We start from the raw sequence: 26507 nt of genomic DNA, 5'->3' as shown, positions 1-26507 counted from the left end.
TATAATTATTTTTATGTTTAAAAAATTCATACGCAGACCAGTTCTGTCGATTGTAATCTCTTTGATTATCGTTTTTATGGGAGTTTTATCGTTAATGAAACTTCCTATTACTCAGTTTCCTGCGATTTCGCCACCAAAAGTAAATATTACGGCAACCTATCCGGGTGCGAATAACGAATTATTGATCAAATCTGTAGTTATTCCTTTGGAGAGAGGGCTAAATGGTCTTCCAGGAATGAAATATATGACTTCTGATGCCGGAAATGATGGTGAAACTTCCATTCAGGTGGTGTTTGATCTGGGAACAGACCCGAATGTTGCGGCGGTTAATGTTCAGAACCGTGTTTCTTCGGTAGTGAATAAACTTCCACCTTTGGTGGTGCGTGAAGGGGTAAAAATTACCCGTGAAGAACCCAATATGTTGATGTACATTAACTTGTATAGTGACGACCCTAAAGCTGACCAAAAATTCCTTTTTAACTATGCAGATATCAATGTAATGTCTGAATTGAGAAGGGTAAGTGGAGTTGGTTTTGCCGATATTTTGGGAACTCGTGAATATGCAATGCGTATTTGGTTGAAACCTGACAGATTAACGGCTTACAATATTTCAGCTGATGAAGTAATGGAAGCTTTAAATCAACAAAGTTTGGAAGCTTCTCCGGGAAAAACTGGTGAAAGTTCAGGTAAACGTTCTCAGTCTTTTGAATATATTTTAAAATATTCCGGACGTTTTAATAATGAAAAAGACTACGGAAATATTATTCTTAAAGCTAAATCTGCCGGCGAATTTGTACGATTAAAAGATGTTGCAGATATCGAATTTGGTTCTTCGATGTACGATATTTATTCTACATTGAACGGAAAACCATCTGCTGCGATCACTGTAAAACAATCTTATGGATCAAATGCAAGTGACGTTATTAAAAATGTAAAAACCTTGATGGCTCAGTTGGAGAAAACCAACTTCCCGAAAGGAATGCATTACGACATCAGTTATGACGTTTCAAGATTTTTGGATGCATCAATTGAAAAAGTAGTTCATACTTTATTTGAAGCATTTATTTTGGTAGCAATTGTGGTGTTCTTATTCTTGGGAGATTGGCGTTCAACATTGATTCCGGCAATCGCAGTTCCGGTTTCATTGGTAGGAACCTTTGCGGTGATGTCCGCATTTGGAATTACTTTAAATATGATCTCACTTTTCGCTTTGGTAATGGCAATTGGGGTCGTCGTCGATGATGCAATTGTTGTGATTGAAGCAGTCCACGCCAAGATGGAAGAAAAAGGTCTTTCTGCATTAAAAGCAACGGAAGAAGCGATGCACGAGATCAGTGGAGCAATTATCGCGATCACATTGGTAATGGCGGCGGTATTTATTCCGGTGGCATTTATGTCGGGTCCGGTGGGGGTTTTCTATCGTCAGTTCTCCATTACAATGGCTTCGTCAATCATTCTTTCAGGAGTTGTTGCGTTAACGTTGACTCCGGCCTTATGTGCTTTAATTTTAAAAAATAACCACGGAAAGGCTAAAAAGAAAGGTCCGATCACGATTCTTTTAGATAAATTTAATAATGCATTTAATAAAGGAGCAGGTAAATATGAAAAGTTATTGAACAAAACAGTAACTAAAAAGTTTATCACACTTCCTTTGTTATTAATTTTCTGTGCTTGTACTTACTTTTTAAGCAACTCATTGCCTTCAGGATTTATTCCTAGTGAAGATCAGGGAATGATCTATGGGATTATCCAGACCCCGCCGGGTTCAACATTGGAAAGAACGAATCAGATCGCAAGAGAATTGTTGAAAGAATCTGAAGATATTGATGGAGTACAGTCTGTTTCATCTTTGGCTGGTTATGAGATCCTTACGGAAGGAACGGGTTCAAACTCAGGAACGTGTTTAATTAACCTTAAAAGTTGGGAAGAGCGTTCAGAATCTGCTGCCGAAATCATCGAAAAGTTGGAAGAGAAAGCCAAAAATATTCCGGGAGCGAATATTGAATTTTTCCAACCGCCTTCTATTCCTGGTTATGGTGCTGCTGGTGGATTTGAATTAAGACTTTTGGATAAAGCAGGAAGTGGAGATTACCATAAAATGGAGCAGGTAAGTACTGATTTTGTAAAAGAATTGAAAAAACGTCCTGAATTGGGTTCCGCATTCACATTCTATTCTGCGAGTTTCCCTCAGTATATGCTTAAAATAGATAACGATCTGGCCGAACAAAAAGGCGTAAGTATCGAAAAAGCAATGGACAATCTTTCTACTTTGATCGGTTCAAACTATGAAACAAGTTTCATTCGTTTCGACAGACCTTATAAAGTGATCGTTCAGGCGGGCCCACAATATCGTGCTTTGCCAAGTGACTTGATGAAATTGTATGTGAAAAATGACAAAGATCAAATGGTTCCATATTCAGATTTTATGCATTTGGAAAAAGTGTATGGTCTTTCAGAGATCACAAGACATAATATGTATAATTCTTCTGAAGTAAGTGGAACTCCGGCTCCGGGTTATAGTTCCGGACAGGCGATCAAAGCTATTCAGGAAGTTGCTGATAAAACGTTACCAAGAGGTTTCGGGATTGACTGGGCGGGAATTTCAAAAGACGAAGTAGGTCGTGGAAACGAAGCGGTTTATATCTTCTTGATCTGTTTAGGATTTGTTTATTTAATTCTTTCGGCGCAGTATGAAAGCTTTATTCTTCCTTTACCGGTAATTCTTTCGTTGCCTACGGGAATCTTCGGAGCGTTTTTATGTTTAAAACTTTTAGGTTTAGAAAACAACATTTACGCACAGGTTGCAATGGTCATGTTGATCGGACTTTTAGGTAAAAATGCGGTATTGATCATTGAATTTGCTGTTCAGAAAAAGGCTGAAGAGGGAATTTCGGTGGCGAAAGCAGCGATTGAAGGTGCAGCAGTGCGTTTCAGACCTATTTTGATGACCTCATTTGCATTTGTTGCAGGATTAATTCCTTTGGTAATGGCAACCGGACCGGGAGCTGTAGGAAACAGAACTATCGGAACCGCGGCTGCAGGAGGTATGCTTTTAGGAACCGTTTTCGGACTGATGATCATTCCTGGATTATATTACATTTTCGGAACGATTGCCGACAAAACAAGATTGGCAAAATACGAAGAAGAAAATCCTTTAACAGAACAAACAGAACCTTACCAACACGATGATAAACATGAAGATTTATAATAAATATATTACTGCCATTGCCGTATCGCTTGTTTTGGCGGGCTGTAAAGCTCCGATGGCAACGGTGATTCAAGACGACGTAAAAAATAATATCCCTGAAAATTTTAAGCAAGATGAACAGCAGGATGTTAACAACAGCGGAACAACACCTTGGAGACAGTTTTTTACCGACCCGAATCTGGTAAGTTTAATTGAAACTTCTCTTAAGAATAATCAGGAACTAATGATCACGCTTCAGGAAATTGAAATTGCCAAAAGTGGAGTCGTTGCTAAAAAAGGAAAACTTTCTCCAACCGTAAGAGCAGGTTTAGGAACTGGAGTAAAAAAAGCAGGTCGCTACACCAGCGAAGGAGCAGGTGATGCTTCAACGGAAATTGAGCCCGGAAAAGAAATGCCCGATCCGCTTGGGAATTTCGAAGGTGGCTTGATGGCAAATTGGGAGATCGACATCTGGAAAAAACTCAGAAATGAGAAAGATGCCGCTGTTGCGCACTATCTTTCAACCGTTGAAGGAAAGAATTTTGTGCTTTCTAATTTAATCGAGGAAGTTGCTGATAATTATTACGAATTGCTGGCGCTCGATAACCAAATGGATATTATTCAGCAGTACATCAAATTGCAGACGAGAGCTTTAGAAATTGCTAAGATTCAAAAACAAGCCGCTGCTGCAACAGAATTGGCAGTGAAAAAGTTTGAGGCTGAATTGGCAAAGTCAAAAGCGACAGAATACACGATCCGTCAGGAAATCACTGAAAAGGAAAATCAGATCAATGCGCTTTGTGGCCGTTATCCGCAACCCATTGTGAGAACGAAAGAGAGTTTTATGTCGACCATTCCGCAAACGGTTTACACGGGAATTCCGTCTCAGTTATTGGCAAATCGTCCCGATATTAAACAGGCTGAATTAGAATTAAAAGCTGCAAAATTAGATGTGGAAGCGGCAAGAAAAGAATTCTATCCAAGTTTGGAAATTTCTGCAACATTAGGATTGGAAGCATTTAAACCTTCGTATTTAGTGAAACTTCCGGAATCTATTGCTTACAATTTGGTTGGTGAATTGGCTGGTCCGCTGATTAATAAAAGTGCGATCAAAGCTAATTTCCAGACAGCAGATGCGAAACAGATCCAGGCTTTGTATGAATATGACAAAACCATTCTGAATGCGTATTTAGATATTTCAAATCTAATGTCGAAAGTGAAAAATATTGATCAGTATTATCAGCTAAAGTCTCAGGAAACACAGGCTTTAGACCAATCTATTGATATTGCGAATCAGCTTTTCAAAAATTCAAGAGCAGACTATTTAGAAGTTCTTTTAAACCAAAGAGATGCTTTAGATGCAAAAATGGAACTCATCGAAGCAAAACAAAAGCAATTAAGCACCGTTGTCGACATCTACAAGAGTCTTGGCGGCGGCTGGAAATAGGTTTAGTTTTTTTATTCATATCATTATTTCATTCATTGAGGTCCGGTTCTATTTTTAGAGCCGGGCTTTTTATTGAAAATAATTTATATCAAAATAAAACACGTCAAGTTTTGACGCTTTTCACCTATAGCTTTGCTGTATAAAATATTGAGAGTTATGGAAATCCCGTTTTATTTAAGTTTCAGAGAATTTGAAAATGATTATTATAACAATCTTGAGAATTGGTTTGAAAACAATCGAAACACCAATGAGACCGATTTTCTTCTTCATTTGAAAGAGATGTATAAGCCGTATTTATGTTATAATTTTTCGAAAGACAGATTGCAGGCAGATGCTGTGATCGAAATCAATAATTGTTTCTTTCCGTATCATGAAAATTTTGGAATTTCTTTTAATATGGATCATGAAAACGCCAAAAATTTCAATACAAGAATCAACAATATTTCAGAAATGAAAAGCATTACGATGATGGAATATGCTCAACATATTTTAGACAGGATCCATCAATATTTTCAGAAAAATAAAATTTCAATGAAAGAAAATGAAACAATCCTGGATTACATCGATCATTACGAATTAATCACTGCAAAAGAAAAAATAGGCTATTATCCTAACTACGATTTGCATCAGAGGAAACTTCCATTTTTAAAGGCTTTTCTACCCCTTTTCGGAAGTACAGTGAATATGTCTCTATACCGAAATTTTTATTTTTCGGTAGTACGAATTGCAGATTTTATAGACTCTAAACTGAATGAAGTTCAAGCTTTCGACCAAAGTATTTACAGCGAATTAAAATCTGAAGCGATGATAAAAATTCACATGAGAGGACAAAGTTTTTTAACGATTTGCAACTGATTTTTTAGGAGCTTAATCCGGCTTTCCACTATATCTTTTTTGCCAAAGCTTTTTTGCAAAGCCATCTCAGAAAAAGGATGTCGTTGCAATCCGGGCTATGAAAGAATTTCTTCATCAAAACACCAAACATTCATTCACTTCATTATATTGTCGAAATGCATTTTGATACTGCATTTCAAGCAGAAAACCAGATCAATCGATCTGGTTTTTGTTATATGTCTTTTTTATTTCATTTTTACAGGTTCAACCTTATATCCTGATTTTTTTAGTTGATTGATGAGTCCACATTTATATCCTAAATGAAAATATCCAACTGAAATAAAAGTATTTTTAATCTTGAGTAATGGCAGAAGTTCTTCAATCCATCTGTTATTTCTTTCTGTAAGAAGAACGTTCAAAAAATCACAAGAAGATTCAAATTTGTAATCAATATTTAATTTGACATAATTTGATACATCATCGCAAACTTGGGTTTTTATTATTTTTTCTTTAGTCAAATTATATAAATAAAAAATGATATTATTTTTCTCGGATTTCCAAGTTACATGTTGATATTGTTTATTTAGATTTTCGACTTGCTCTTCCATAGTTGCAAATCCCATTGTCTGAATTTTATTTTTTTTGGCTAAATAGTAAATATAATTGTCAAAGTCATCAAATTTATCATTTGAATTTATTGAACCACAAACTCTTTTCGTATATTCTTGTTGCAGTTTCCAACTCAATTCAATAGGTGTGTATTTGTAAAGTAGTGATGTATGATAAGAAGTTAATTTTTTTAGATTTTTAAGTTCTTCAGCATTAAAATTATCATTGATTTCATAATTTTCTTTCCGTAAATTAATGATGTTTTTTGCACTTAATTCTTCAGTTTCTAAAATGACTAAATCTGAATTTTTAATTTTTTCTTCAATTATAGGATATTTATCTATGAAACTATCTCCAATTTGATGAAAGTTTCCAAGCAAGTACGAAACAGAATTAGTTTCATTACTTGTTATTTTCCATAATATTGTATTGTTTTGCGCTAACGAAAGGTTAGTTAAAAGAATAAAAACTAAGAATGATATTTTTTTCATTTATTGTGTTTTTTTGGTGAAATTATAGCTAACATCCAAATTTACACATTGCGCTAATATAAATATGTACTGCTGCGTTTATTATTTTGTTCTTATGTGTAATTGTTTGATAAATAAATTGTTATTTTATTATATCTTTAGGTGGCACATAAAAAGTAATTAAATTTCTCACACTATTTTTAAATCACAAATGCTTAATTTATTAAAGAAAAAATCACAGGATTAAAAACAAAAAAAAGCGTTGAAAATCAACGCTTTTGCAGAGAGGAAGGGATTCGAACCCTCGATACAGTTACCCGCATACTACCTTTCCAGGGTAGCTCCTTCAACCACTCGGACACCTCTCTATGTTTTGAAGACTGCAAAAATAGGCTATTTTATTGAATCTACAAATTCTTAATTTAAAATTACACGCTTATTTCTCCACAAAGATTCCATGAAAAATTATCGGCAAAACTTCCGCTGTAATTGGGGTTATCAATCAAGTGCATTGCTTTGGTGATGGCAGCTTCTGCGGTCATATCTCTTCCACTAATGGCTCCGATTCTTGAGAAAATATTAGAGTTCTCATATTTTCCAAAAGAAATACCACCGGAAATACACTGACTTACCACTACGATCTCAGTTCCGTTATTTCTGATTTGCTGTAAAGTTTCCAGAGTTTTCTCGCTACTGAAAATTGTTCCCGAGCCGAAAACCTGTAAAATCAACACTTTCATTTTAGGGATTTCATTAAAATGATTCAGTTTCATTCCTGGGAAAATTCTCCAGAAAAGAACATCTTCAGAAATATGTTCGTCTACATGAAACTCAATTCTTCCATCACAACGAAAAAGATTATCCTTTTCAATTTTCAAATGAACTCCAGATTGCCCTAAAATAGGGTAGTTCGGACTTGCATATGCATCAAAATACTCTGCAGAATATTTTAAAGTACGGTTTCCTCTCAATAATTTATATTCAAAATAAATCGCAACTTCCTGAATAACGGCATCATTCTGTTCATAAAGACTCGCATAATACAAGCTCGTCAAAAGATTTTCTTTAGCGTCTGTTCTCAAATCTCCAATCGGAAGTTGTGAACCCGTTAAAATGACAGGTTTTCTTAAACCTTTTAGCATAAAACTCAATGCAGAAGCAGTATAAGACATCGTATCTGTTCCGTGAAGAATTAGAAAACCGTCGTATTTTTTATAATTGTCGAATATCAGATGAGCAATTATTCTCCATTCTTCTGGCCCCATATCGGATGAATCGAGAGGTTTTTCAAAAGGATGTACGAAAACTTCACATTCCATGAGTCGCATTTCGGGCATTTTTTCAAAAATATTTCCGAAATCAAAGGCACGGAGACTTCCGGTTTCGTAATCTTTTTCCATACCAATCGTTCCACCGGTATAAATTAGAAGGACTTTTCGCTTCATTTTTTATTTAAATTAGAGATTTTAAGTTCCTTTTCAGGTTCAGAATTTCAAAATTACGTTAATTTGCAAAGATTTGAAAGAAGATGAAAGATTTAGAGCAAACTTACGAGTATTTACAACAGTTTTTAACGGAGGAAAGATTAAGAAAAATTGAGCATTTTGCTCCTGAAAGTTCAGATTTTGTACTTCCGGTGGTTGAAGATGTTTATCAGTTTAGAAATGCAGCGGCTATTGTAAGGTCTGTAGAAGCGTGTGGTTTTCATAAAGTGGTGGCGCTTCAGGAAGAAAATAATTTTGAACCTAATTTAAGAGTAACGAAAGGTGCGGATACTTGGGTAGAAGTAGAAAAACTTCCCCGAAATATGGAATCTTTTCAGAAAATTAAAGATAAAGGGTATAAAATAGTTGCTGTTTCGTTAGAAAAGAATGCCAAATTTTTACCTGAATACGAAATTACTGAGCCAATTGCCTTAGTTTTCGGAACTGAAATGGAAGGTGTTTCTAAGGAAGTTTTAGATTTTGCAGATGAAACTTTGGCGATTCCAATGTATGGTTTTACAAGAAGTTTTAATGTTTCTGTTGCGGCCTCAATTTGTATGTATGAATTAAAGCAAAAGCTGATAAAATCGAATATTGATTACAAACTGAATGAAGAAAAATTGCTGAGAATGAAAATTCGCTGGACGGTAAATTCTATAAAAAGCGGTGAGATGATTTTAGCTAAATATATGAAAGATAATAATATTAGTTTTAGCTAATGAAAAATATCATTGCATTTATTGCTTTACTTTTAGTTTTTTCTTGTGAAAAGAAAAGGCAGGATAATATTTCAAAAAGTGATTCAATACATATTGCAATTGATTCTGCTGCTGTAAATATTGATAGTTCTAAAATTGGAAATATTGAACAAGAAAATGTGCTTAAAGAAGAGCCGAAAGATGGGAAATACTCTCAAATTATTAAAGATAAAGATATTTCTGCTGAAGTTTTTTATACCATAAAAGAGGGACGAGTCGATTATTACAAGCTAAAAGTTTATCAGGGAAAGGAAGTGCAAAATCTTAAAGCATTTTCGGATTGGGGATTTCGGAATATTGAAGAATTAGATTTTAAGTTTGAGGATGTAAATTTTGACGGAATTAATGATTTGACGATTTCAAAAGAAGTCGGAATGAATTGGTTTATTTCAAATGTTTGGATTAAGAAAAAAGGGAAATTTATTCAAGAAAAAAAATTCGAGAAAATCTATAATCCTATTTTTGATGTAAAGAAAAAAGAAATAAAGTCAGATTACAGAATCTCAGGAGTTGGAGAATTTTGGTCAACATACGAATGGAAAAACGATAAACTAATTCGTACTTCTTACACAGAAGATGTTGTTGATGGCAATTGACTTAAATCATCCTATTATAATTCCAAGCAGCAACAAAAACTCCAGCAGTTTCCGTTCTCAATCTTTGATTCCCAAGAGTAACTGCTTTAATTCCTTTTTCAGCTAAAAACAAAATTTCTTTATCCGAAAAATCACCTTCAGGGCCAATCAAGAAAGTGTAATTTTCTAATTTTGGAATTTCATTTAAATTAATTCTATCTAAATTTTCATTGCAGTGCGCTACAAAAGTAGTTTCCGAATCAATATTTTTCAGAAAGTCTTGAAGCTTTATCAAATCATTAATAACAGGAAAATGAAATCTCAAACTTTGCTTAGAAGCTGCAATTGCCTGTTTTCTTATTTTATCAATATTCAGATTTTTACGCTCCGTTTTTTCTGTTTGAAGAATGGTTATTTCAGAAATTCCCATTTCTACAGCTTTTTCTACAAAAAATTCGATACGGTCAATATTTTTTGTTGGAGCAATCGCAATATGAAGTTTAGGATTAAAATCAGGAGTTTCAGTTTTAATTTCAGCAACTTCAATGCCTGCTTTTTTACCTTCGATAATCAATGTTCCAGAAGCCAGATTTCCCTTTCCGTCGGTTACATGAATTTCTTCTCCATCTTTCATACGAAGAACTTTTACAATGTGCTGTTGTTCTTCGTCGTTGATAATTGCTTTTCCGTTATTGATTTCTCCAAAAAAAAGTTTCATAAAATGGAATATTTAAAATCTGTCTGAGTTTGATTAAATGAAATGGTCTTTTAAAAAAATATCTCATTTTCACTTATAAATGCCACTCCGGTTTTTATAGTGGTATAAACATCACCTTCGCAATCTCTGTAAGAACACATGTAGATTTCTTCAACCCAAAGATTATTCATGAAAATTAAATTTAAATATTCCTTTTTCCTTAAATTATTTTTGATGGATAAGTAATCTCCTTCTTTGGGTTCAAAATCAAAATTGAAAACATTTTCAGCGTTAATTTTCTCAATGATTTCTTCCTTTACATTTTGAATAAAACCCGTTTCCGAACCAATCATCTGAAAATCATCTTCATCAAATTCTGTTGAAGTATCATTTTTTCCTGTTATCGTTTCTAAAACCCAATAATATTTTGAGTTCTTTTTAGACTGTGTTCCCAGTACTTTTTCTTCTAATAATATCTTCATTATAAATCGTATTTTGAGGTTGCTGTAGTTCTTAAATCGGTAAATTCTCCTCTTTCAAATTTAAGTTGAGCAACCATTGCAATCATTGCTGCGTTATCGGTGGTATATTCAAATTTAGGAATGTAAATATTCCAGCCTAATTTCTCGTGATTGTCCTGCATTACTTTTCTCAATGCTGAATTGGCAGAAACTCCACCAGCAATCGCAACTTCTTTTATATTTAAATCTTTTGCAGCTTTTTCTAATTTATTCATTAAAATTTCGATGATGCATTTCTGAACCGAAGCGCACAAATCATTCATATTTTCTTTAATGAAATCAGGGTTTTTCTTTACTTCTTTCTGAATAAAATATAAAACCGAAGTTTTAATTCCACTGAAAGAATAATCGTAATTTTCTAGTCTAGGTTTATTAAATTTAAAAGCATCAGGATTTCCTTCTTTGGCTAATCTATCAATGATTGGACCTGCAGGATAATCTAAATCGAAAATTTTTCCGATTTTATCAAAAGCTTCACCTGCTGCATCATCAATTGTTTTTCCGATAATTTCCATATCGAAATAATCTTTTACCAAGACGATCATCGTATGCCCTCCACTTACTGTAAGACACAAAAATGGGAATTTGGGCGGCACAGGATTTGCATCGTCAATGAAATGCGCTAAAATATGCGCCTGAAGGTGATTTACTTCTATTAAAGGAACATCTAAACTCATCGCGAGCGACTTGGCAAAAGAGGTTCCTACAAGCAGAGAACCTAAAAGTCCTGGACCTCTCGTAAAGCCTATGGCTGAAATTGCATTTTGTTGTATATTTGCTTTAAGTATAGATTTTTCAACAACAGGAATAATATTCTGCTGATGGGCACGCGAAGCCAGCTCGGGAACTACACCACCATATTCTTTGTGGATTTCCTGATTGGCTGCAATGTTTGAAAGAATAGAATTTCCTTTGATAATAGCTGCTGAAGTGTCATCACAAGATGATTCGATACCTAAAATTATAGAGTCGCTCATAATAATGGCAAAGTTAGAGAATAATAACGAAAATGAGAACAAAAAATCGGTAGCTGAAAATCTGGGAGATCAGGTGCAGAAGACCGTGGAAAATGTTCAGGAGACCGTAAAAGAAGCTTCTGAACTAGCTTCCGACGCTATAAATCATCCGATAGATACTGCGCAAGAGTTTGGTAAACAGGCTGCTAAAGATGTGGTAAGCTATTCTTGGTGGGCAAAATTATTATTATTTCTTTTCTGGACACTCTTTTCGATCATCGTTCTTGTTTTAATTGCTATTAATTTACCGGTAACCAAAAGATGGGCTGCAGATCAGGCTTTACAAATCGTAAACAGAGATTTTAAGGCGAAAATGTCTACCGAAAGTGTAGAGGTAGACTTTTTTGGAGATGTTACTATTAAAGGTTTAAAAATAAAAGATTATAAAAATTTAGACTTTATTAAGGTAAGAGAATTCAAAGCTAATTCTGACTGGTTTTCTTTGGCAACCAATATCGGAAAAAATAATTCTTTGAGTTTTAATGGGTTGAAACTTAATGATGCTGATATAAAGGTGATCACTTATAAAGGTGATAGTATTTCAAATTTCATTCGTTTTACACAACTTTTCGACAGCGGAAAAAAAAGAGACCCGAAAAAACCTCCCTTTCAACTGAATGCACGTCTGGAAATTTTAAATTCTAAAGTTTCTATTGTTAACCAAAATTCTCCGGGAGAGCCTGGAAAATGGTTAACAGCAACAAACGTCAATCTTATTGTTCCAAAAGTAAAAGTAAAAGGCGTAAACATTGATGCGCGTATCGATAATTTTACTTTTACCACCAAAAGATGGGGGAAATCTCATTTTGTAGAAACTTTTTCGACAGATTTTTCGATGACAGAAGATTTTCTGGCTTTGGGAGACCTTACTTTAAATACAGACCATTCGCTTCTTCAGGGCGATATTAAATTTAATTTAAATAAAGGTTCGTGGGCAGATTTTACCAATAAAGTAAAATGGGATATGAATATGAAATTGGGAAGCCAGATAAGTGGTTATGATATCTCTTATTTTGTGACTAATTGGGATAATTTTATTCCGTTCAATGCAAGCGGAAAAATGATAGGCCCATTAAATCATTTTACTTTAGAAAACTTTCTGATCAGAAATCCTTCGGTAAATATTGCAACAAAAAAACTGAAAGCCAATCATTTGCTAAGAGGTGATTTTACCATAGAAACCGAAGATCTTTCAGCCGATTTTACCTATAAAGATTTGAAAGCAATGATGCCGACTTTCGTTTCTTCAAAGATGAAAAACTTTGCAGATGATTTTGGTAAATTAAAATATAACGGAACTGCGAAAGTAACTCCCAAACAGGTTTTTGTTTCTTCAGGAAATCTGATGACGGGAATCGGACAGGCAAAAATTTCTAATTTCTCTTTAACGGATTATAGTACGGCGCTGCCAAAGTATAAAGGATATGCCGAAGTTAATGACTTAAATACTTCTGTTATTACTAAAAGCAAAGCTGTTGGTTTAATTTCTGGTAAATTTAATTTAGACGGACAGAGTTTTGATGTGAATACGATGCGTTTGAGTACAAAATCTCAGATTTCAAGCATTGAGATTATGAATAAGGAAATCAATAATGTGGTTTTGGATGGTCTTTTAGATCATAAAAAATACAACGGATTGATTACTGTAAATGATGAACAGGCAAAAGCAACTGTAAAAGGTTTAATAGATTTTAGTACCTCAAGAATTTCTGCCAATGTAGATGCCGATGTTACTTATTTGAATATGAATTATTTTACCAACAAAGCCGGAAGTCAGATCGTAAGCGGTAGAGTAAATGGTAAAATGGCAATGTCTACTATCAATGATTTGAATTTGGACGTAGAGGCTTTCAATGTGAATTTTGCAACAGCAGATCAGAAATATCACATTCCGAACGCTAAATTAAAGACCTTTGTAGAAGGTGGAGAACGTTCTATTTTGGTAGATGCACCAGGTGCAGTAAACGGAAAAATTTCTGGAAAATATAATCTTGCCGATCTAACAGGAATGGTAGAAAATGGTTTAGGTAAAATTCTGGTGGGTCCTGAACCCAGAAAATTATACCGTAATCAGGCTTTTGCTATGAATTTTGATGTTGAACAAGGCTTGGTTGCTTATTTTATGCCTGATTTGAAACTTCCTCAAGGTGCAAAAGTGGAAGGAGAATATGATGGAAATTCAAATAATTTAATTCTGAATCTTGATGCAGCTTCTTTGAAGTATATCATGACGAAAAAGGAAGAAATTACCGAAGCAGACCACGCTTTGGCAGAAGCTAATCCTGATTATAAAATTGATGATAGGGTAGTCGTTACCCGCGACAGCGCGATGGTAGAGAGTGTGATGGTAAGAATTAATACCGCAAATACTGAGCAGCAACTTTACGCAAAAATCAACAGACTAGAATACAATAAAAACATTCTGAAAGATGTAATACTTACCGGCAAAAACGATAATAATTCAGTTTTAAGGATTGCAACCAGTTTTAAACATGGAAGTCCGGAAGACGAACTTAATGAAAGCCTTAAAGATTATGCAATCAATTTTAATCAGTCAACAAATCCTGAAGGCGATTATGTTTTCAGATTTGAGCCTACTGAAGTTAATTTAAATAATGTAAAATGGTCGATTGATACCAATCCGGATCTTGATCATTATATAAGTTATCGTAGAAAAACATCTGATTTTGAAATTCATAATTTGAAAATTTATTCGGATGATAGTTCATTGTTGATTAATGAATCTATTTTTAAATCGGCCAAAGATTTTTATGTAGATGCTGAAGTTCAGAATTTTGCTATAGAAAAGATTTTAGAAATGCAGTCGGGAGGAAACCCAATGGATATAAAAGGTCTGGCTAATGGTAATGTGAAAATTAAAATGGACAAAAGCACGTTGCAGCCCTTAGTAGATCTTACCGTTGATAACATTATGATGAATGGTAATGATATGGGAGATGTGACAATCTCTGCCGTGAATGGTTTCTCTCTGAATGTTTATGATGTAGATGTAAGAGTGGCTTCAGCGGGAGTTATTGGTAATAATAATCTGCACCTTACGGGAACAGTAAACAATAATACACCTTCACCAACAATTGATCTTACCACAGAATTAAGAGATTTTGACTTAGCTTTTACCCAACAATTTGTACAGACTATTTTTGGTAATTTAAGAGGAAAAGCAACCGGAGATTTAAAAATAAATGGTACTCTGAAAAATCTTGATTACAGTGGAGATATTGCTTTAAAAGAATTTGGGTTAAAACTTTTATTTACCGGTGTAGATTATTCATTTGATGATACCGTAATTCCGCTTTCTAAAGGTTTGGCGATTTTAAATAATATTGGTGTTCACGACGGAAGATCAAATTCTTCAGGAACAATTTCCGGGGCGATACAATTTGAAACTTTATCGTCAATGGGAGTCAACCTCGTAATGAGAGCTGATAATTTATTGATGCTGAATACTACACAAAAGGATTACGATCTGTTTTGGGGAAGAGTTTACGGACAAGGTGATTTATATGTTGATGGACCGGTTTCTGCATTAAACCTTTCTACTCCAAATATGAAGGCTTTAAACGGGAGTACATTTACTTTCAACTCTAGTTCTACTTCTAATGTTGAAGAATTTAAAATGTTGAGGTTTTTGAAAGAAGGAAAAGATGGTTTAGTCACTTTAGATGAAAAGAAAAAGACCGGAGCCAATATGAATATCGATTTTAGTTTAGATGTTGATAAAGGAACTACGGTAAATGTTTTGGTAGGTGATGATGTAGGAAATATTACAGTGAAGGGGATGGCTAATAACCTGAGATTCCAAATGAATCGACAAGGAAATATTGCAATGAACGGATCATATATGGTAGACAGTGGAACTTTCGTCTCTAAAGCGATTCTTAACAGAACTTTCCAAATTCAAAAAAGTAGCAGCATTCGTTGGGATGGCGATGCGATGAAGCCCGCGTTGGATATTTCTGCCAATTATGTAAGAATGGTTTCTAATGCCGGACAATACCTTAATATGGGGCAATTGCAGCCGATTAGTGTATTGTTGCAGGCCAATATCACTAATACTTTAAATGATCCAAAAATTGCTTTGAATGTTACAGCTTTGGATGTTTCCAGTCAGGTAAAAGAGACTTTGGCAGCAAAGATTAATCAGACCGAAGGTGAAAACGTTTTACAATTTGGTTCTATTTTGTTGCTTAATATGTTCAATGTTACCAATTCTGGAGGTGGACTTACTATTGATGCTGCAGGAATAGCAGAGTCTTCCGGTTATAATATGTTATTAAAACAGCTTGGTTCTGTTTTGAATACGGTGAGTAATGAATTTCAAATTGATTTGAATTACGTAAAAGGGAACGATCAGTTTTCGAATAGTGGAGACCGTGCTAATGCTGGTGTTAGTTTTGATTTATCACCCCGAATTACAGTGAAAACAGGATTAGGAATTCCACTTACTAAAACAGAAAGTACGAGCAACAACTATCTTTCTGGAGAAGGATCGGTAGAATATGATATTTCTAAGAAAAACGATGGTACATTGGTCTTGAGAGGCTATTCTAAACCCACCAATATCGGAATGGGTGTAGGAACTGTAGGTACGAATGGTTCTGCAAATCAGGCGTATGGTGGAGGTATTGTTTGGAGTAAAAGCTTCAATTCTTTGTTCAAAAAGAAGAAAAAAGACAAAAAGTTGACTCCTTCCGAAACTGAAATAAAAACAGATTCTGTAAAATCAAGTGCCAAAAAGCCGTAAATTTTTAATGATTTTTATCATATGTGTTAATTATTGTTAATGTTTGATATTATTTTTTTAGTTTAATTATTTTTTTTAATTTTGTAAAAAATTTATCGATTTTTTAGGAAAAATATAATTTCACTAATATGAACTATCAACTGGACGAAATAGACAAGAAAATTCTTGATTTCTTAGTAGAAAACACAAGAATGCCTTTTACAGAAATTGCTAAGCAGATGGACGTTTCTGCGGGTACAATTCACGTAAGAGTGAAGAAAATGGAAGATGCAGGTATTATTTTAGGATCATCTCTTAATCTTGATTATGGTAAATTAGATTACCATTTCACCGCTTTTATCGGAATTCTTTTAACAAAATCAAACCGTACGCAAGAGGTTTTGAAAGAGTTAGGAACAATTCCAAACGTTATCGAAGCGAGTGTAATCTCTGGAAAATACAATATCTTCTGTAAGGTAAGAGCTAAAAATACAAACGACGCAAAAAGGATCATCTATCAGATCGATGATATTCAGGACGTAATGAGAACTGAATCTATGATTTCTATGGAAGAATTCTTAAGCGATAAAAACAGATTGATCAACGCAATCTCGATTTAATCAAATTTTAGACGATATAAATACCTAAGAACTTATGAAATCATTCATAAGTTCTTTATTTTTGCACTATGGAAAAGGAATATAAAGAATACAGCTATTTTGATGTAGATCCAAAGAAAGGATGGGGTTTTATTTTGGCTTTGGCCTCTCTGCTCTTGTTTACAATTATGGGGATGGGGATCGATGTTGACGAGTATCTTCAGCATGAATATCTTAATATACCAAGATGGTATTTCTACGTGATTTTCACGATTGATGCCTTAATGATGATAAGCCTTGTTCTGATGTTTTTTTACAGAAAAATAGGGATGTTTGCCTTTCCTATACTATTGGTTTTCCATTTCCTGATGCATAATTATTATTTATCAACATTTTTATACACAGATGTTACCAACCTTTTCCTTTTTACAGGATTTGGAATGTTGGCAATTATCCCAAAGTGGAAATTTTTCAAATAATCTTTTAAAGATATTTTAGATATAAAAGCCGACAATAGTCGGCTTTTATAGTTACAATCTTATCTGAAAATGTATCAACGAAACTAATAAATGAATTGCTCCGTAGGAGCAATATCTGTGTAGAGATAAGATAGAATAGGTAAGACGCGCTGCGTAGGAGCGCTACCTTTGTGAAATAAAAAAAGCATCCAAAATTTGGATGCTTTTCAATAGTATTGAGAAAAATATTATGCTAAAATTCTTTTTACCGCTTCTTTTACAGCAGCAGCGTCAATTTTATATTTTTTCATTAATTCAGCTGGTGTAGCAGACTCTCCGAAAGTGTCGTTTACCGCAACAAATTCCTGTCTTGTAGGTCTTTTTCTTGCCAACATTCCTGCAACTGATTCACCTAAACCACCTAAGTAGTTATGTTCTTCAGCAGTTACAATTTTACCTGTTTTTTCAACAGATTTTAAGATGATTTCTTCGTCTAAAGGCTTAATCGTGTGAATATTGATTACCTCACAAGAAATACCTTCTTTTTCAAGCTCATCTGCAGCAACCAAAGATTCCCAAACCAAGTGACCTGTTGCAACAATCGTTACGTCAGTTCCTTCTTGCAAAAGAATTCCTTTTCCAATCTCGAAAGGCATATCTTCCGGAATGAAAACTGGAACAGTTGGTCTACCAAATCTTAAATATACAGGACCTTGGTGATCAGCAATTGCTAAGGTTGCAGCTTTTGTTTGGTTGTAATCACATGGATTGATAACCGTCATTCCAGGAAGCATTTTCATCATCCCAATGTCTTCTAAAACTTGGTGTGTTGCTCCGTCTTCTCCTAATGTAAGACCCGCGTGAGAAGCACAAATTTTAACGTTTTTATCTGAATATGCAATTGACTGACGAATTTGGTCATACACTCTAGATGTAGAGAAGTTAGCGAAAGTTCCGGTGAAAGGAATTTTTCCCGTGATGCTTAAACCTGCAGCAAGACCCATCATGTTTGCTTCTGCAATCCCCACTTGGTAAAATCTTTCAGGAGCTTTTTCGATGAATTTTTCCATTTTCAAAGAACCGATAAGGTCTGCACACAATGCAACTACATTTGGGTTTTTATCAGCCAATTCAGCTAAACCAGCCCCAAAACCTGAACGTGTATCTTTTTTTTCTGTATATGTATATTTCATGAGAATTTAAATTTTGATAATTGATAAATGATGTGTGATCAATGATATTGAATCGTATCATTTATCGATGATAATTTATCATTTATAATTAATAATCAGCTGGAGCTTCTAAGTACAATTGTTTGAAAGCAGTATCCAATTGCTCGTCATTTGGAGCTTTTCCATGCCAAGCGTGAGTTCCCATCATGAAATCTACACCAGCTCCCATTTCTGTATGAAGGATAATTACAACTGGCTTTCCTTTTCCTGTTTCAGTTTTTGCTAATTCTAAAATTGCAATTACCGCTTCAAGATCGTTACCGTTTTTCTCTTCCAAAACTGTCCATCCGAAAGATTCTAGTTTTGCATGAAGATTTCCTAAAGAAAGTACATTTTCTGTGCTTCCGTCAATTTGTTGTCCGTTGTAATCGATGGTAGAAATAATGTTGTCTACTTTGTTGGCTGCAGCATACATCAAAGCTTCCCAGATCTGTCCTTCTTGTAATTCTCCGTCTCCGTGAAGAGAGTAAACTAAAGAGGTATCACCATCTAATTTTTTTCCCTGTGCAACACCTAAAGCTACAGAAAGACCTTGTCCTAGAGATCCTGAAGCAATTCTTACTCCTTCCAGACCTTCGTGAGTGGTTGGGTGACCTTGCAATCTTGAATCTAATTTTCTGAAAGTTTTCAATTCGTCAACCGGAAAGAAGTCGAATCTAGCCAATGTAGAATAGAAAACTGGCGAAATATGTCCGTTTGAAAGATAGAAGTGATCTTCATTTTTACCTTCCATTGTGAAAGGAAGATTGTAGTTCATTACTTTACCATACAATGCTGTGAAGTACTCAGTACAGCCCAAACTTCCACCTGGATGCCCTGAATTTACAGCGTGAACCATTCTTAAAATGTCTCTTCTGATTTGTGTTGTAAGAGATTTCAGCTCTTCAATACTTTTACTCATATATTAGGATTTATTTGCATGCAAATTTACAATTTTTTGTCGGCTTATGGAAATAGAAAAATCCAGACATTAAATCCGGATTTTATGTACTCTTTGTCAAAGTTGAAAATCTTTGAAAAGTTTTTATGAGTGATATTTTATAAAAAAAAGCGAGCCTTAGTCAAATTATTAAAAGTTAAGTTAAAACGATTTTATCAAAAAAATTAAACAAACTCAGAATAACGCCTTTTTGATAGAATATTTTCTTCTTTGGTTTCTCCGTCGTCGCTTCGTCATCTCTATATCTGAATTATACTAAAAAAAATGATGGGAAATATTTAAACAGACACTTACTTTGACAGTAATTTTACTTTTTATAAAAAATATAAAAATTAGTTTTTGAATTAAATATCACGAGTGAATTGTTCATAATACCCAAAGTTCCCTCTCCACTAATGTAATCGAAGTCTTGAGATAAATTTTCACCATTGATTTTTAATATATTGTATTTTTTATCTTTTGAATATACACCAATAGCATTGCTTTGATAAGTCGGACTAGTACATTGAAATTCGGAAGAAATAATTAAGTTTAATTTGTTATTTTCAAACATGTAGTATTTCCAAACTTTATTTTCAAGTAACATTATATACTTTCCTAAAAACTGAATTTTTTCATGTTTAATTTTCAAAATTTCCTGACCATTAGAAAGAGATAATCCATATTTGTCTTTATTTTTCAAAATGAGTAAGTTAGGTCTTTCATCATACATCATGAATTCCTGCGGAACAATTGAGTCCATTTCTGTTTTAAAAATAGATTTTTCTTCTTTTCGGTAAATCAGTTTATATTTTCCTGCTTTTGTTTTGATAATAAAATAATCAGGAGTTACAGGCTCGGCGCAGTTGATGAATCCGGATTGTTGTGTCCCACTTTTTAAATCGTATATAATTCCTCCGTTATCAAAAATTTCTCCATCATCAAAAATTCCATATTTTTCATAAGAAGATAACTTTATTGGAACAGGAAATTGTGAATGATAAATAAATTCACCGAGGCGATTGATAAGCCCCCAATTGCCGTTGTTTTTAACAATTGCCGTTTTTCCTGTAAAGGGATAAGCAACTTCATAACCCATTTCAATTGCTTTATTTCCATTTTTATCATAAAAATAGAAAAGACCATCTTTTGATAAATGATTTGTGTTGCTAACATACACTGTATCATCTGACATTTTAATAATTTCATTAAGAATATTAAAATCTATTTTATTGGAAAATTGAGCCATGTAATCTTGGGCAGAAACTTTACTTGTAACAACTAATAATGTAATTATTGTGATTAATAATCTTGTTTTATTTAATAACATCTTTAAGTTGTTTAAATGATTAATAATTAAACCACCTTCAAATAATTCTTGTTTTTCACCAACCACAATCCAATGAAAGTTAACAATCCATTCAAGATAATCAGTTCTACACCGATTCTGTAATCTGTATAATTAGTTACTAACGTGTTGATAATATAAGTTGAAATCGGTGCTAAAATTGTAACCGTAAGGATAGAATATTTTTTAGAAATTCTAAATTTGGTGAAAATTCCGAAGGCAAAAAGTCCTAAAAGTGGTCCGTAAGTGTAACCTGCGATTTCCATGATTAAATAAACGATCGACTTGTCATTCATTGCTTTGAAAACCATGATTAAAATAAAGAAAACAACGGTAAAAATCAAGTGAACTTTCATTCTCAGGCGTTTTTTCTCTTTTTCGGTTTTGCTTTTGTCTTCATTAAGACTTAAAAGATCAACACAATATGAACTTGTAACCGCCGTTAAAGCTCCATCCGCAGAAGGGAATAAAGCGGAAATTAATCCGATAATAAAGATGACAGAAATAATCATAGGAAAATGCCCTTGAAGAGATAAAGACGGGAATAGATCATCGCCCATTACGTTTTTGATATTTCCTGCAGAATCTTTAAACCCAAAAATATTAGAAACGACTTCTTTTCCATCTACCATATTCGTGATTTGAGAATATTCTGCACCATTTTGTAAAGCAAAAAGATAAAGCAAACCTCCTAAAAATAAGAACGCAAGATTTACAAAAAGCAAAGTTCCCGCAAAAGTTAACATGTTTTTCTTTGAATTCTGAAGATTGTCAACCGAAATATTTTTCTGCATCATTTCCTGATCCAATCCTGTCATGGCGATGGTAATAAAAATTCCACCTAAAATAGTTTTGAGGAAAAATGTCTTGGAATTGGGATCAAAATTGATGAAATGAGTATAATTTTTCTGTTCTAAGATTGTGTAAGCTTCGCCAAAAGATAAATTTAAATTGGATAAAATGTAAATAATACACGCAATTAAACTGATAATCATGAATGAAGTCTGCAAGGTATCGGTAATGACAATGGTTTTTACACCACCTTCAAAAGTGTATAAAAGTACCATTAATAAAAGCACCAAAGCGGTTACCCAAAATGGAACACCCAAACCTTCCAATAAAAAGATCTGTAAAACATTGACTACCAAATATAATCTTGCTGTCGCTCCGATTGCTCTTGAAACGATAAAAAATACAGAACCAATTTTATGCGCTTCTACATTGAATCTTTTTCCTAAATAGGTGTAGATCGAGGTCAGATTCATCTTATAATAGAGTGGAAGTAATATTGCTGCCACAATAAAATATCCGATGAAAAACCCGATCACCATCATGTAGTATTCAAAACCACCGAAAATATATTCGCTTCCGGTCATTTTACCGACCGTTCCAGGAACGGAAATAAAGGTAACTCCACTTAAGCTGGTTCCAATCATCCCGAAAGCAACGAGCCACCATTTACTTTTTTTGTTTCCGATGAAAAAAGACTGGTTATCAGAATTTCGGCTCGTAAAATAAGAGATCACCAAAAGACCAATGAAATAAACAAAAACAAATAGCAAAAGTATAGTTCCGGAATTCATGTTTACAATTTAAATTTCAGCAAATATAGTTTTTTTTCGAATGTAGCTGGATGTTGGATATTTAATGATGAAAGTTTTGGACAAATTGTAATTTACATGAACTAAGATTTGATTTAAAATAAAAAAATCCGTGAAGAAAAATCAATTAAAATTCTTTCTTCACGGACGAATAACTTGTAATTTTTTTTGCCACGAATGCACGAATTTTTGTTAATGAAAATAGTAACGGTTAAATTCGTGTATTCGTGGCGATTTATTTTTTTCTCACAGATTGCACAGATTAGCACAGATCTTATTCTCAATCATCTGCGAAAATTTGTGCAATCTGTGGGAGCTTAATATCCCGCTTTATAAAACATCCCGCAAGTCTTCGTTTTTCTGGAAAGTTGCTTTTGCAAACGGACAAAGAGGAATGATCTTTTTGCCATTTTCTCTTGCAAATTCTACTGCTTTTATCAGCATTTCTTTTCCTACACCTTTTCCGTTGTAGGCTTCTTCAACTTCGGTGTGATCGATGATGAATCGGTCTTCACCTGCCCAAGTATAGGTCATTAACCCAGCTCTTCTTCCATCTATCAATGCTTCAAAGCTTCCGTGTTTTTCGTCGTTGTTTTGTTTTACGTCTATCATATTTAAGAAAATTTGGTTTGTATTTCTATTTCGTTATTTAACATTTTGTGTACTGGACAAGCATCTGCAATGGTGTGAAGTCTTTTCAGTTGTTCTTCACTCAGATCATTTCCTTCAAAACTTATGTTTCTTTTAAAAACCGCGAGTTTTGTTAAAGGGAAGTTTTCCAGCTCGACTTCTACGTCAATTTTTTCAACGTCCCATTCTTTTCTGTCGATGTACATTCTTAAAGTGGCTGCAGTACAGCTTGCCAAAGAAGTTGCGAGAATCTCAAAAGGATTAAACCCCTTGTTTTGTCCGCCTTTGTCGATGGGTTCGTCAGTGATCAGACGGTTTTCGCCTGCGACAACTTCCGTATAATATTTTGTTTTGCCTAAACTTGCTTTTACAGTTACAGCCATATTTTTGTTAGATGTTAGATGTTAGATGTTAGAAGATTTTCAAAACTTATATGTTCTTTATCAACATTATTATTTTACTTAAAATTTATGTGAATTATATGTCTAAAGCTTTTGTGGCTTTTGTGGTTAAAAAAGTCCCACAGATTTCACCGATTCACACCAATCTTAATTAAGCAATCTGATTTTTAAAACTTTCTATTTTATTATTTAAATCGTTCAGCATTTCAGGATTGATAACTCCGCTTTCCAAATCGAAATTTTCGTAAAATTTAGGTAATGAAAAAGTTTCTTTCACCTCTGCAGCAAACTGCGGGAAAAAAGTTTTTGCAGTATTCATTACATTTCCGCCTCCATAACCTCCCGGAGATGTGCTCATCAAAAACATCGGTTTATTTTGGAAAACTTTTACATTGATCCTCGAAGCCCAGTCGAATACATTTTTAAAAGCCGCCGAGTAAGAACGGTTGTGCTCAGCTAAAGAACAGAAAATAACATCGCATTCTTCAATTTGCTTTAAAAAGTTATGCGCTTCATCCGGAAACCCTTTCTTTTCAAGATCAACAGAAAATACAGGCATCGTGAAATCATTAAGGTCGATCAAATTGATCTCGTGTTCCTGAAAGTTTTTCAGAACAAATTTTACCAGCTCTCTGTTGATAGATGTGGAAGAAGTACTTCCTGCAAATGCTAATATTTTCATGTTTATTTGTTTTAAATTTTAAAAAAGAAAGATCCTGAAATTAATTATTTTTTCGCTGAATCTTCTTTTACTTTTTCAAGATAATCGTTTTCCAGATTTTTAAGTCTTTTAAAATAATTTTCTTTATCCATAAATAATTTCGGATTGTAAGCATCTCCTTCTTTCCGCTTTTTATGAAGATCAAACTGACTTGCATGTGAAGCTACCCAAACATCGAAATTTATTTTTTTCATCGCTTCAAAAGTATATCCATAATCTTTTTGAATGGTAGGATATTTTTTTACATCCGAAAATTTATGATCAATGATGATCGAAGGTAAATTGGCGATCAGAACTTTATAGTTTTTATTTCCTTCTTTGGACTCAAATAAGAAACTGCAAGATCCTTTTGTATGACCGGGATGATGAAGTAAAGTCAATACCGTATTCCCCAATTTTATTTTAGCATTGTTTTTTAAAAGAAAATCAGGATGTACAGGTTCGAAAGTAACGCCGTATTTTCCCATTTCGTAATCAGACTCCCCTCCACTTTTCAGCTCTTCTGCATCTTTTTCGTCAACATAAAGTTTTGCACCGGTTTCTTTTTTTATTTGAGCCATTGCTCCCATGTGATCATAATGAGCCTGCGTTAAAGTAAGAATTTTAACGTCTTTATATTTAAAACCCAGCTTTTCGATATTTTTTTTAATGGTAGAATAAGAATCTGCCAAACCTGTGTTGATCAAAATATTGCCTTTATCGGTCACGATAAGATAAGATGCAAGATCATAAGTTCCGACATAATACAAATTACCCACAATTTTGAAAGGTTCGTAGTCTTTTGACCATTCTGTCGGATTATTTTTAGGCTCTGTTACGGTTTGTGCAGTTCCAAAAAAAGATAGGCATAGTAAAAATAAAAGTGTCAGGTTTTTCATCTGTAAAATCGAGCTGTTTATAAAATATTGCTTCTATTTTCTGTTTAAAATGGCTTTAGGAAGCGGAACATATTCCTGTTCGTCTCCGGGAACCAAAGGAAAAGCGTCATGATTCTGGTCATTCCAGTTTACTTTTGCCTGATCAATTACTTCTTTGTCTGAATTTACAAAATTCCAGAAAATGAAACGTTCTTCATCAAAAGGTTCACCTCCGAAAAGATAAACGGTTCCGTTTTCACTCATTTCAAACTCACAAAGTTGCGTGTTTTTGGCAATCAGCAATTGTTTTGAACCGTAAGAATTATCTTCAATGTTTACTGTTCCGTCTAAAACATACATTGCCGCTTCACCATAAAGATCTTTTCCGATACTGATCTTTTGTGCTGTTTTAGTTTTAATTTCAATAAAAAATAATTTACTGTGAACAGGAACCGGAGATTTTTTACCAAAAGCTTCACCTGCAATCAATTTATAATGAACTTCGCCTTCTTCCCAAACCGGAAGGTCATTGGCTTCAATATGATGAAAAGTAGGTTCGCTTTGCTCCAAATGTTTTGGAAGACCTACCCAAATTTGAAATCCGTGAAGTTTTTTATCTGTATTTCTTAAATATTCAGGAGTTCTTTCAGAATGTACAACGCCTTTTCCGGCAGTCATCCAGTTTACAGCGCCCGGTTTTATTTCAAGAGCGCTTCCAATGCTGTCTCTGTGAAAAATAGAACCTTCCAAAAGGTAAGTTAAAGTAGAAAGACCAATGTGAGGATGTGGCGGAACATCAAGATTTTGATAATCTTTTAATTCTGCAGGTCCCATATGATCGATAAAAACGAAAGGACCAACCGCTCTTTTTTCACGGAAAGGCAACAATCTTCCCACTAAAAAATTTCCGATATCTGCGGATTTTTCTTCTAATATAAGTCCGATATTTGACATGAATATTGTGATTTTAGTTTTTGTGGATAGCTAATTTAATTAAAATTTATTCTATTTAAGGCTACTTTAATAAAAATTAAAGTTTATCGTAACCTTCAAATTTTTCGTCTACAATACGTTTCCAATCCGGATTTTTTTTGATGTATGCAAAAACATACGGACAAAACGGAAGCAGTTTTTTGCCACTTTCTTCAATATAGATCAACGTTTTTTCAACCACTGCAGCGGCAGCTCCGGTTCCAGCTAATTCAGGCTCAGCTTCGGTATGAATTAAAGCGATTCGCTGACTTGTTTCTTTATAATCGATAAATGCGAAATGACCGTTTACTTCAATTTCAAATCTCTTTTTATCTTCGTTTTTTACTAATGGAATATTTTCAAATTCTGGTTTCATGATGTTTATATTTTTAAAGTTGTGATTTTATTTTTAATTTTTGTCATTCTG

General features: G+C 33.9%; 23 protein-coding genes and 1 tRNA gene. 8 read left to right on the top strand and 16 right to left on the bottom strand.

The window, feature by feature from the left end:
- Window positions 1-13: 13 nt before the first annotated feature.
- From AB671_RS08545 to AB671_RS08535, 3 genes are all read left to right on the top strand, one after another.
- Window positions 14-3208: an efflux RND transporter permease subunit gene (locus AB671_RS08545; RefSeq protein WP_066678743.1), complete on the top strand. Its 3195-nt coding sequence runs from the start codon at window positions 14-16 to the stop codon at window positions 3206-3208.
- A complete protein-coding gene (locus AB671_RS08540; RefSeq protein ID WP_066678818.1) occupies window positions 3195-4634 on the top strand; it encodes a TolC family protein in 1440 nt (479 codons plus the stop codon). Before AB671_RS08545 ends, AB671_RS08540 begins: the two co-directional genes overlap by 14 nt.
- A 156-nt stretch (window positions 4635-4790) precedes the next feature.
- Window positions 4791-5489 (top strand): hypothetical protein, encoded by a 699-nt coding sequence (locus AB671_RS08535; protein ID WP_066678744.1) that lies wholly within the window; start codon window positions 4791-4793, stop codon window positions 5487-5489.
- Window positions 5490-5713: 224 nt separating this feature from the next.
- On the opposite strand, the gene AB671_RS08530 is transcribed toward AB671_RS08535, so the two are convergent.
- The 3 genes from AB671_RS08530 to AB671_RS08520 form a co-directional block, all read right to left on the bottom strand.
- Window positions 5714-6568: a TraB/GumN family protein gene (locus AB671_RS08530; protein ID WP_066678745.1), complete on the bottom strand. Its 855-nt coding sequence runs from the start codon at window positions 6566-6568 to the stop codon at window positions 5714-5716.
- 260 nt (window positions 6569-6828) lie between these two features.
- Window positions 6829-6915: transfer RNA gene (locus tag AB671_RS08525), tRNA-Ser, on the bottom strand.
- 60 nt (window positions 6916-6975) lie between these two features.
- A complete protein-coding gene (locus AB671_RS08520; protein WP_066678746.1) occupies window positions 6976-7992 on the bottom strand; it encodes an asparaginase in 1017 nt (338 codons plus the stop codon).
- An 83-nt stretch (window positions 7993-8075) separates the two neighbouring features.
- Here AB671_RS08520 and AB671_RS08515 point away from each other — a divergent pair, with 83 nt between their 5' ends.
- Both AB671_RS08515 and AB671_RS08510 read left to right on the top strand, forming a co-directional pair.
- Window positions 8076-8750, top strand: coding sequence for a TrmH family RNA methyltransferase (locus AB671_RS08515; RefSeq protein ID WP_066678748.1), 675 nt, complete (start codon window positions 8076-8078; stop codon window positions 8748-8750).
- Window positions 8750-9385, top strand: a complete 636-nt coding sequence (locus tag AB671_RS08510) for an XAC2610-related protein (RefSeq protein ID WP_066678750.1) — start codon at window positions 8750-8752, stop codon at window positions 9383-9385. The genes AB671_RS08515 and AB671_RS08510 overlap by 1 nt, the downstream gene beginning before the upstream one ends.
- A gap of 1 nt (window position 9386) precedes the next feature.
- Here the strand turns inward: AB671_RS08510 and AB671_RS08505 are convergent, their stop codons facing one another.
- Genes AB671_RS08505 through tsaD form a run of 3 tightly spaced genes read right to left on the bottom strand, consistent with a single transcriptional unit; the run spans window position 9387 to window position 11559 of the window.
- Window positions 9387-10082 (bottom strand): RsmE family RNA methyltransferase, encoded by a 696-nt coding sequence (locus tag AB671_RS08505; RefSeq protein ID WP_066678752.1) that lies wholly within the window; start codon window positions 10080-10082, stop codon window positions 9387-9389.
- Between the two features lie 50 nt (window positions 10083-10132).
- Window positions 10133-10543 (bottom strand): hypothetical protein, encoded by a 411-nt coding sequence (locus AB671_RS08500; protein WP_066678753.1) that lies wholly within the window; start codon window positions 10541-10543, stop codon window positions 10133-10135.
- Entirely contained in the window at window positions 10543-11559 is a 1017-nt protein-coding gene (gene tsaD, locus AB671_RS08495; protein ID WP_066678754.1) for a tRNA (adenosine(37)-N6)-threonylcarbamoyltransferase complex transferase subunit TsaD, read from the bottom strand. Before tsaD ends, AB671_RS08500 begins: the two co-directional genes overlap by 1 nt.
- A gap of 4 nt (window positions 11560-11563) precedes the next feature.
- Between tsaD and AB671_RS08490 the strand changes: the two genes are divergently transcribed.
- The 3 genes from AB671_RS08490 (at window position 11564) to AB671_RS08480 (ending at window position 17420) form a co-directional block, all read left to right on the top strand.
- Entirely contained in the window at window positions 11564-16363 is a 4800-nt protein-coding gene (locus tag AB671_RS08490; RefSeq protein WP_066678755.1) for a translocation/assembly module TamB domain-containing protein, read from the top strand.
- Window positions 16364-16491: 128 nt separating this feature from the next.
- Window positions 16492-16962 carry an Lrp/AsnC family transcriptional regulator gene (locus AB671_RS08485; protein ID WP_066678756.1) on the top strand — a complete coding sequence of 157 codons (471 nt, stop codon included), beginning with the start codon at window positions 16492-16494 and terminating at the stop codon, window positions 16960-16962.
- Window positions 16963-17030: 68 nt separating this feature from the next.
- Window positions 17031-17420 (top strand): hypothetical protein, encoded by a 390-nt coding sequence (locus tag AB671_RS08480; RefSeq protein WP_066678758.1) that lies wholly within the window; start codon window positions 17031-17033, stop codon window positions 17418-17420.
- Window positions 17421-17647: 227 nt separating this feature from the next.
- On the opposite strand, the gene AB671_RS08475 is transcribed toward AB671_RS08480, so the two are convergent.
- The 10 genes from AB671_RS08475 to AB671_RS08430 all read right to left on the bottom strand — a co-directional run bounded on the left by AB671_RS08475 (window position 17648) and on the right by AB671_RS08430 (window position 26456).
- Window positions 17648-18592, bottom strand: a complete 945-nt coding sequence (locus tag AB671_RS08475; RefSeq protein WP_066678760.1) for a transketolase family protein — start codon at window positions 18590-18592, stop codon at window positions 17648-17650.
- A gap of 88 nt (window positions 18593-18680) precedes the next feature.
- Window positions 18681-19532 (bottom strand): transketolase, encoded by an 852-nt coding sequence (locus tag AB671_RS08470; protein WP_066678764.1) that lies wholly within the window; start codon window positions 19530-19532, stop codon window positions 18681-18683.
- Window positions 19533-19878: 346 nt separating this feature from the next.
- Window positions 19879-20880, bottom strand: coding sequence for a WG repeat-containing protein (locus AB671_RS08465; protein WP_157444168.1), 1002 nt, complete (start codon window positions 20878-20880; stop codon window positions 19879-19881).
- Between the two features lie 26 nt (window positions 20881-20906).
- Window positions 20907-22481 carry a sodium:solute symporter gene (locus AB671_RS08460; protein WP_066678768.1) on the bottom strand — a complete coding sequence of 525 codons (1575 nt, stop codon included), beginning with the start codon at window positions 22479-22481 and terminating at the stop codon, window positions 20907-20909.
- A gap of 348 nt (window positions 22482-22829) precedes the next feature.
- Window positions 22830-23111: a GNAT family N-acetyltransferase gene (locus tag AB671_RS08455; RefSeq protein WP_185114093.1), complete on the bottom strand. Its 282-nt coding sequence runs from the start codon at window positions 23109-23111 to the stop codon at window positions 22830-22832.
- Window positions 23112-23113: 2 nt separating this feature from the next.
- On the bottom strand, window positions 23114-23512 hold the full coding sequence (locus AB671_RS08450) for an OsmC family protein (protein ID WP_066678769.1): 399 nt from the start codon (window positions 23510-23512) through the stop codon (window positions 23114-23116).
- 169 nt (window positions 23513-23681) lie between these two features.
- On the bottom strand, window positions 23682-24212 hold the full coding sequence (locus AB671_RS08445) for an NADPH-dependent FMN reductase (protein ID WP_066678771.1): 531 nt from the start codon (window positions 24210-24212) through the stop codon (window positions 23682-23684).
- Window positions 24213-24256: 44 nt separating this feature from the next.
- Complete coding sequence (gene blaCPS, locus AB671_RS08440; protein ID WP_066678772.1) at window positions 24257-25129, bottom strand: CPS family subclass B3 metallo-beta-lactamase; 873 nt, start codon at window positions 25127-25129, stop codon at window positions 24257-24259.
- Window positions 25130-25162: 33 nt separating this feature from the next.
- Window positions 25163-26062 carry a pirin family protein gene (locus tag AB671_RS08435; RefSeq protein ID WP_066678773.1) on the bottom strand — a complete coding sequence of 300 codons (900 nt, stop codon included), beginning with the start codon at window positions 26060-26062 and terminating at the stop codon, window positions 25163-25165.
- Between the two features lie 76 nt (window positions 26063-26138).
- Entirely contained in the window at window positions 26139-26456 is a 318-nt protein-coding gene (locus tag AB671_RS08430; protein ID WP_066678775.1) for a GNAT family N-acetyltransferase, read from the bottom strand.
- Window positions 26457-26507: the final 51 nt, after the last annotated feature.

The sequence above is a fragment of the Chryseobacterium sp. BGARF1 genome (assembly GCF_001677955.1).
GTDB lineage: Bacteria > Bacteroidota > Bacteroidia > Flavobacteriales > Weeksellaceae > Chryseobacterium.
Note: the sequence above shows the minus strand (reverse complement) of the source record. Positions and strands in the feature narration are given on the sequence as shown.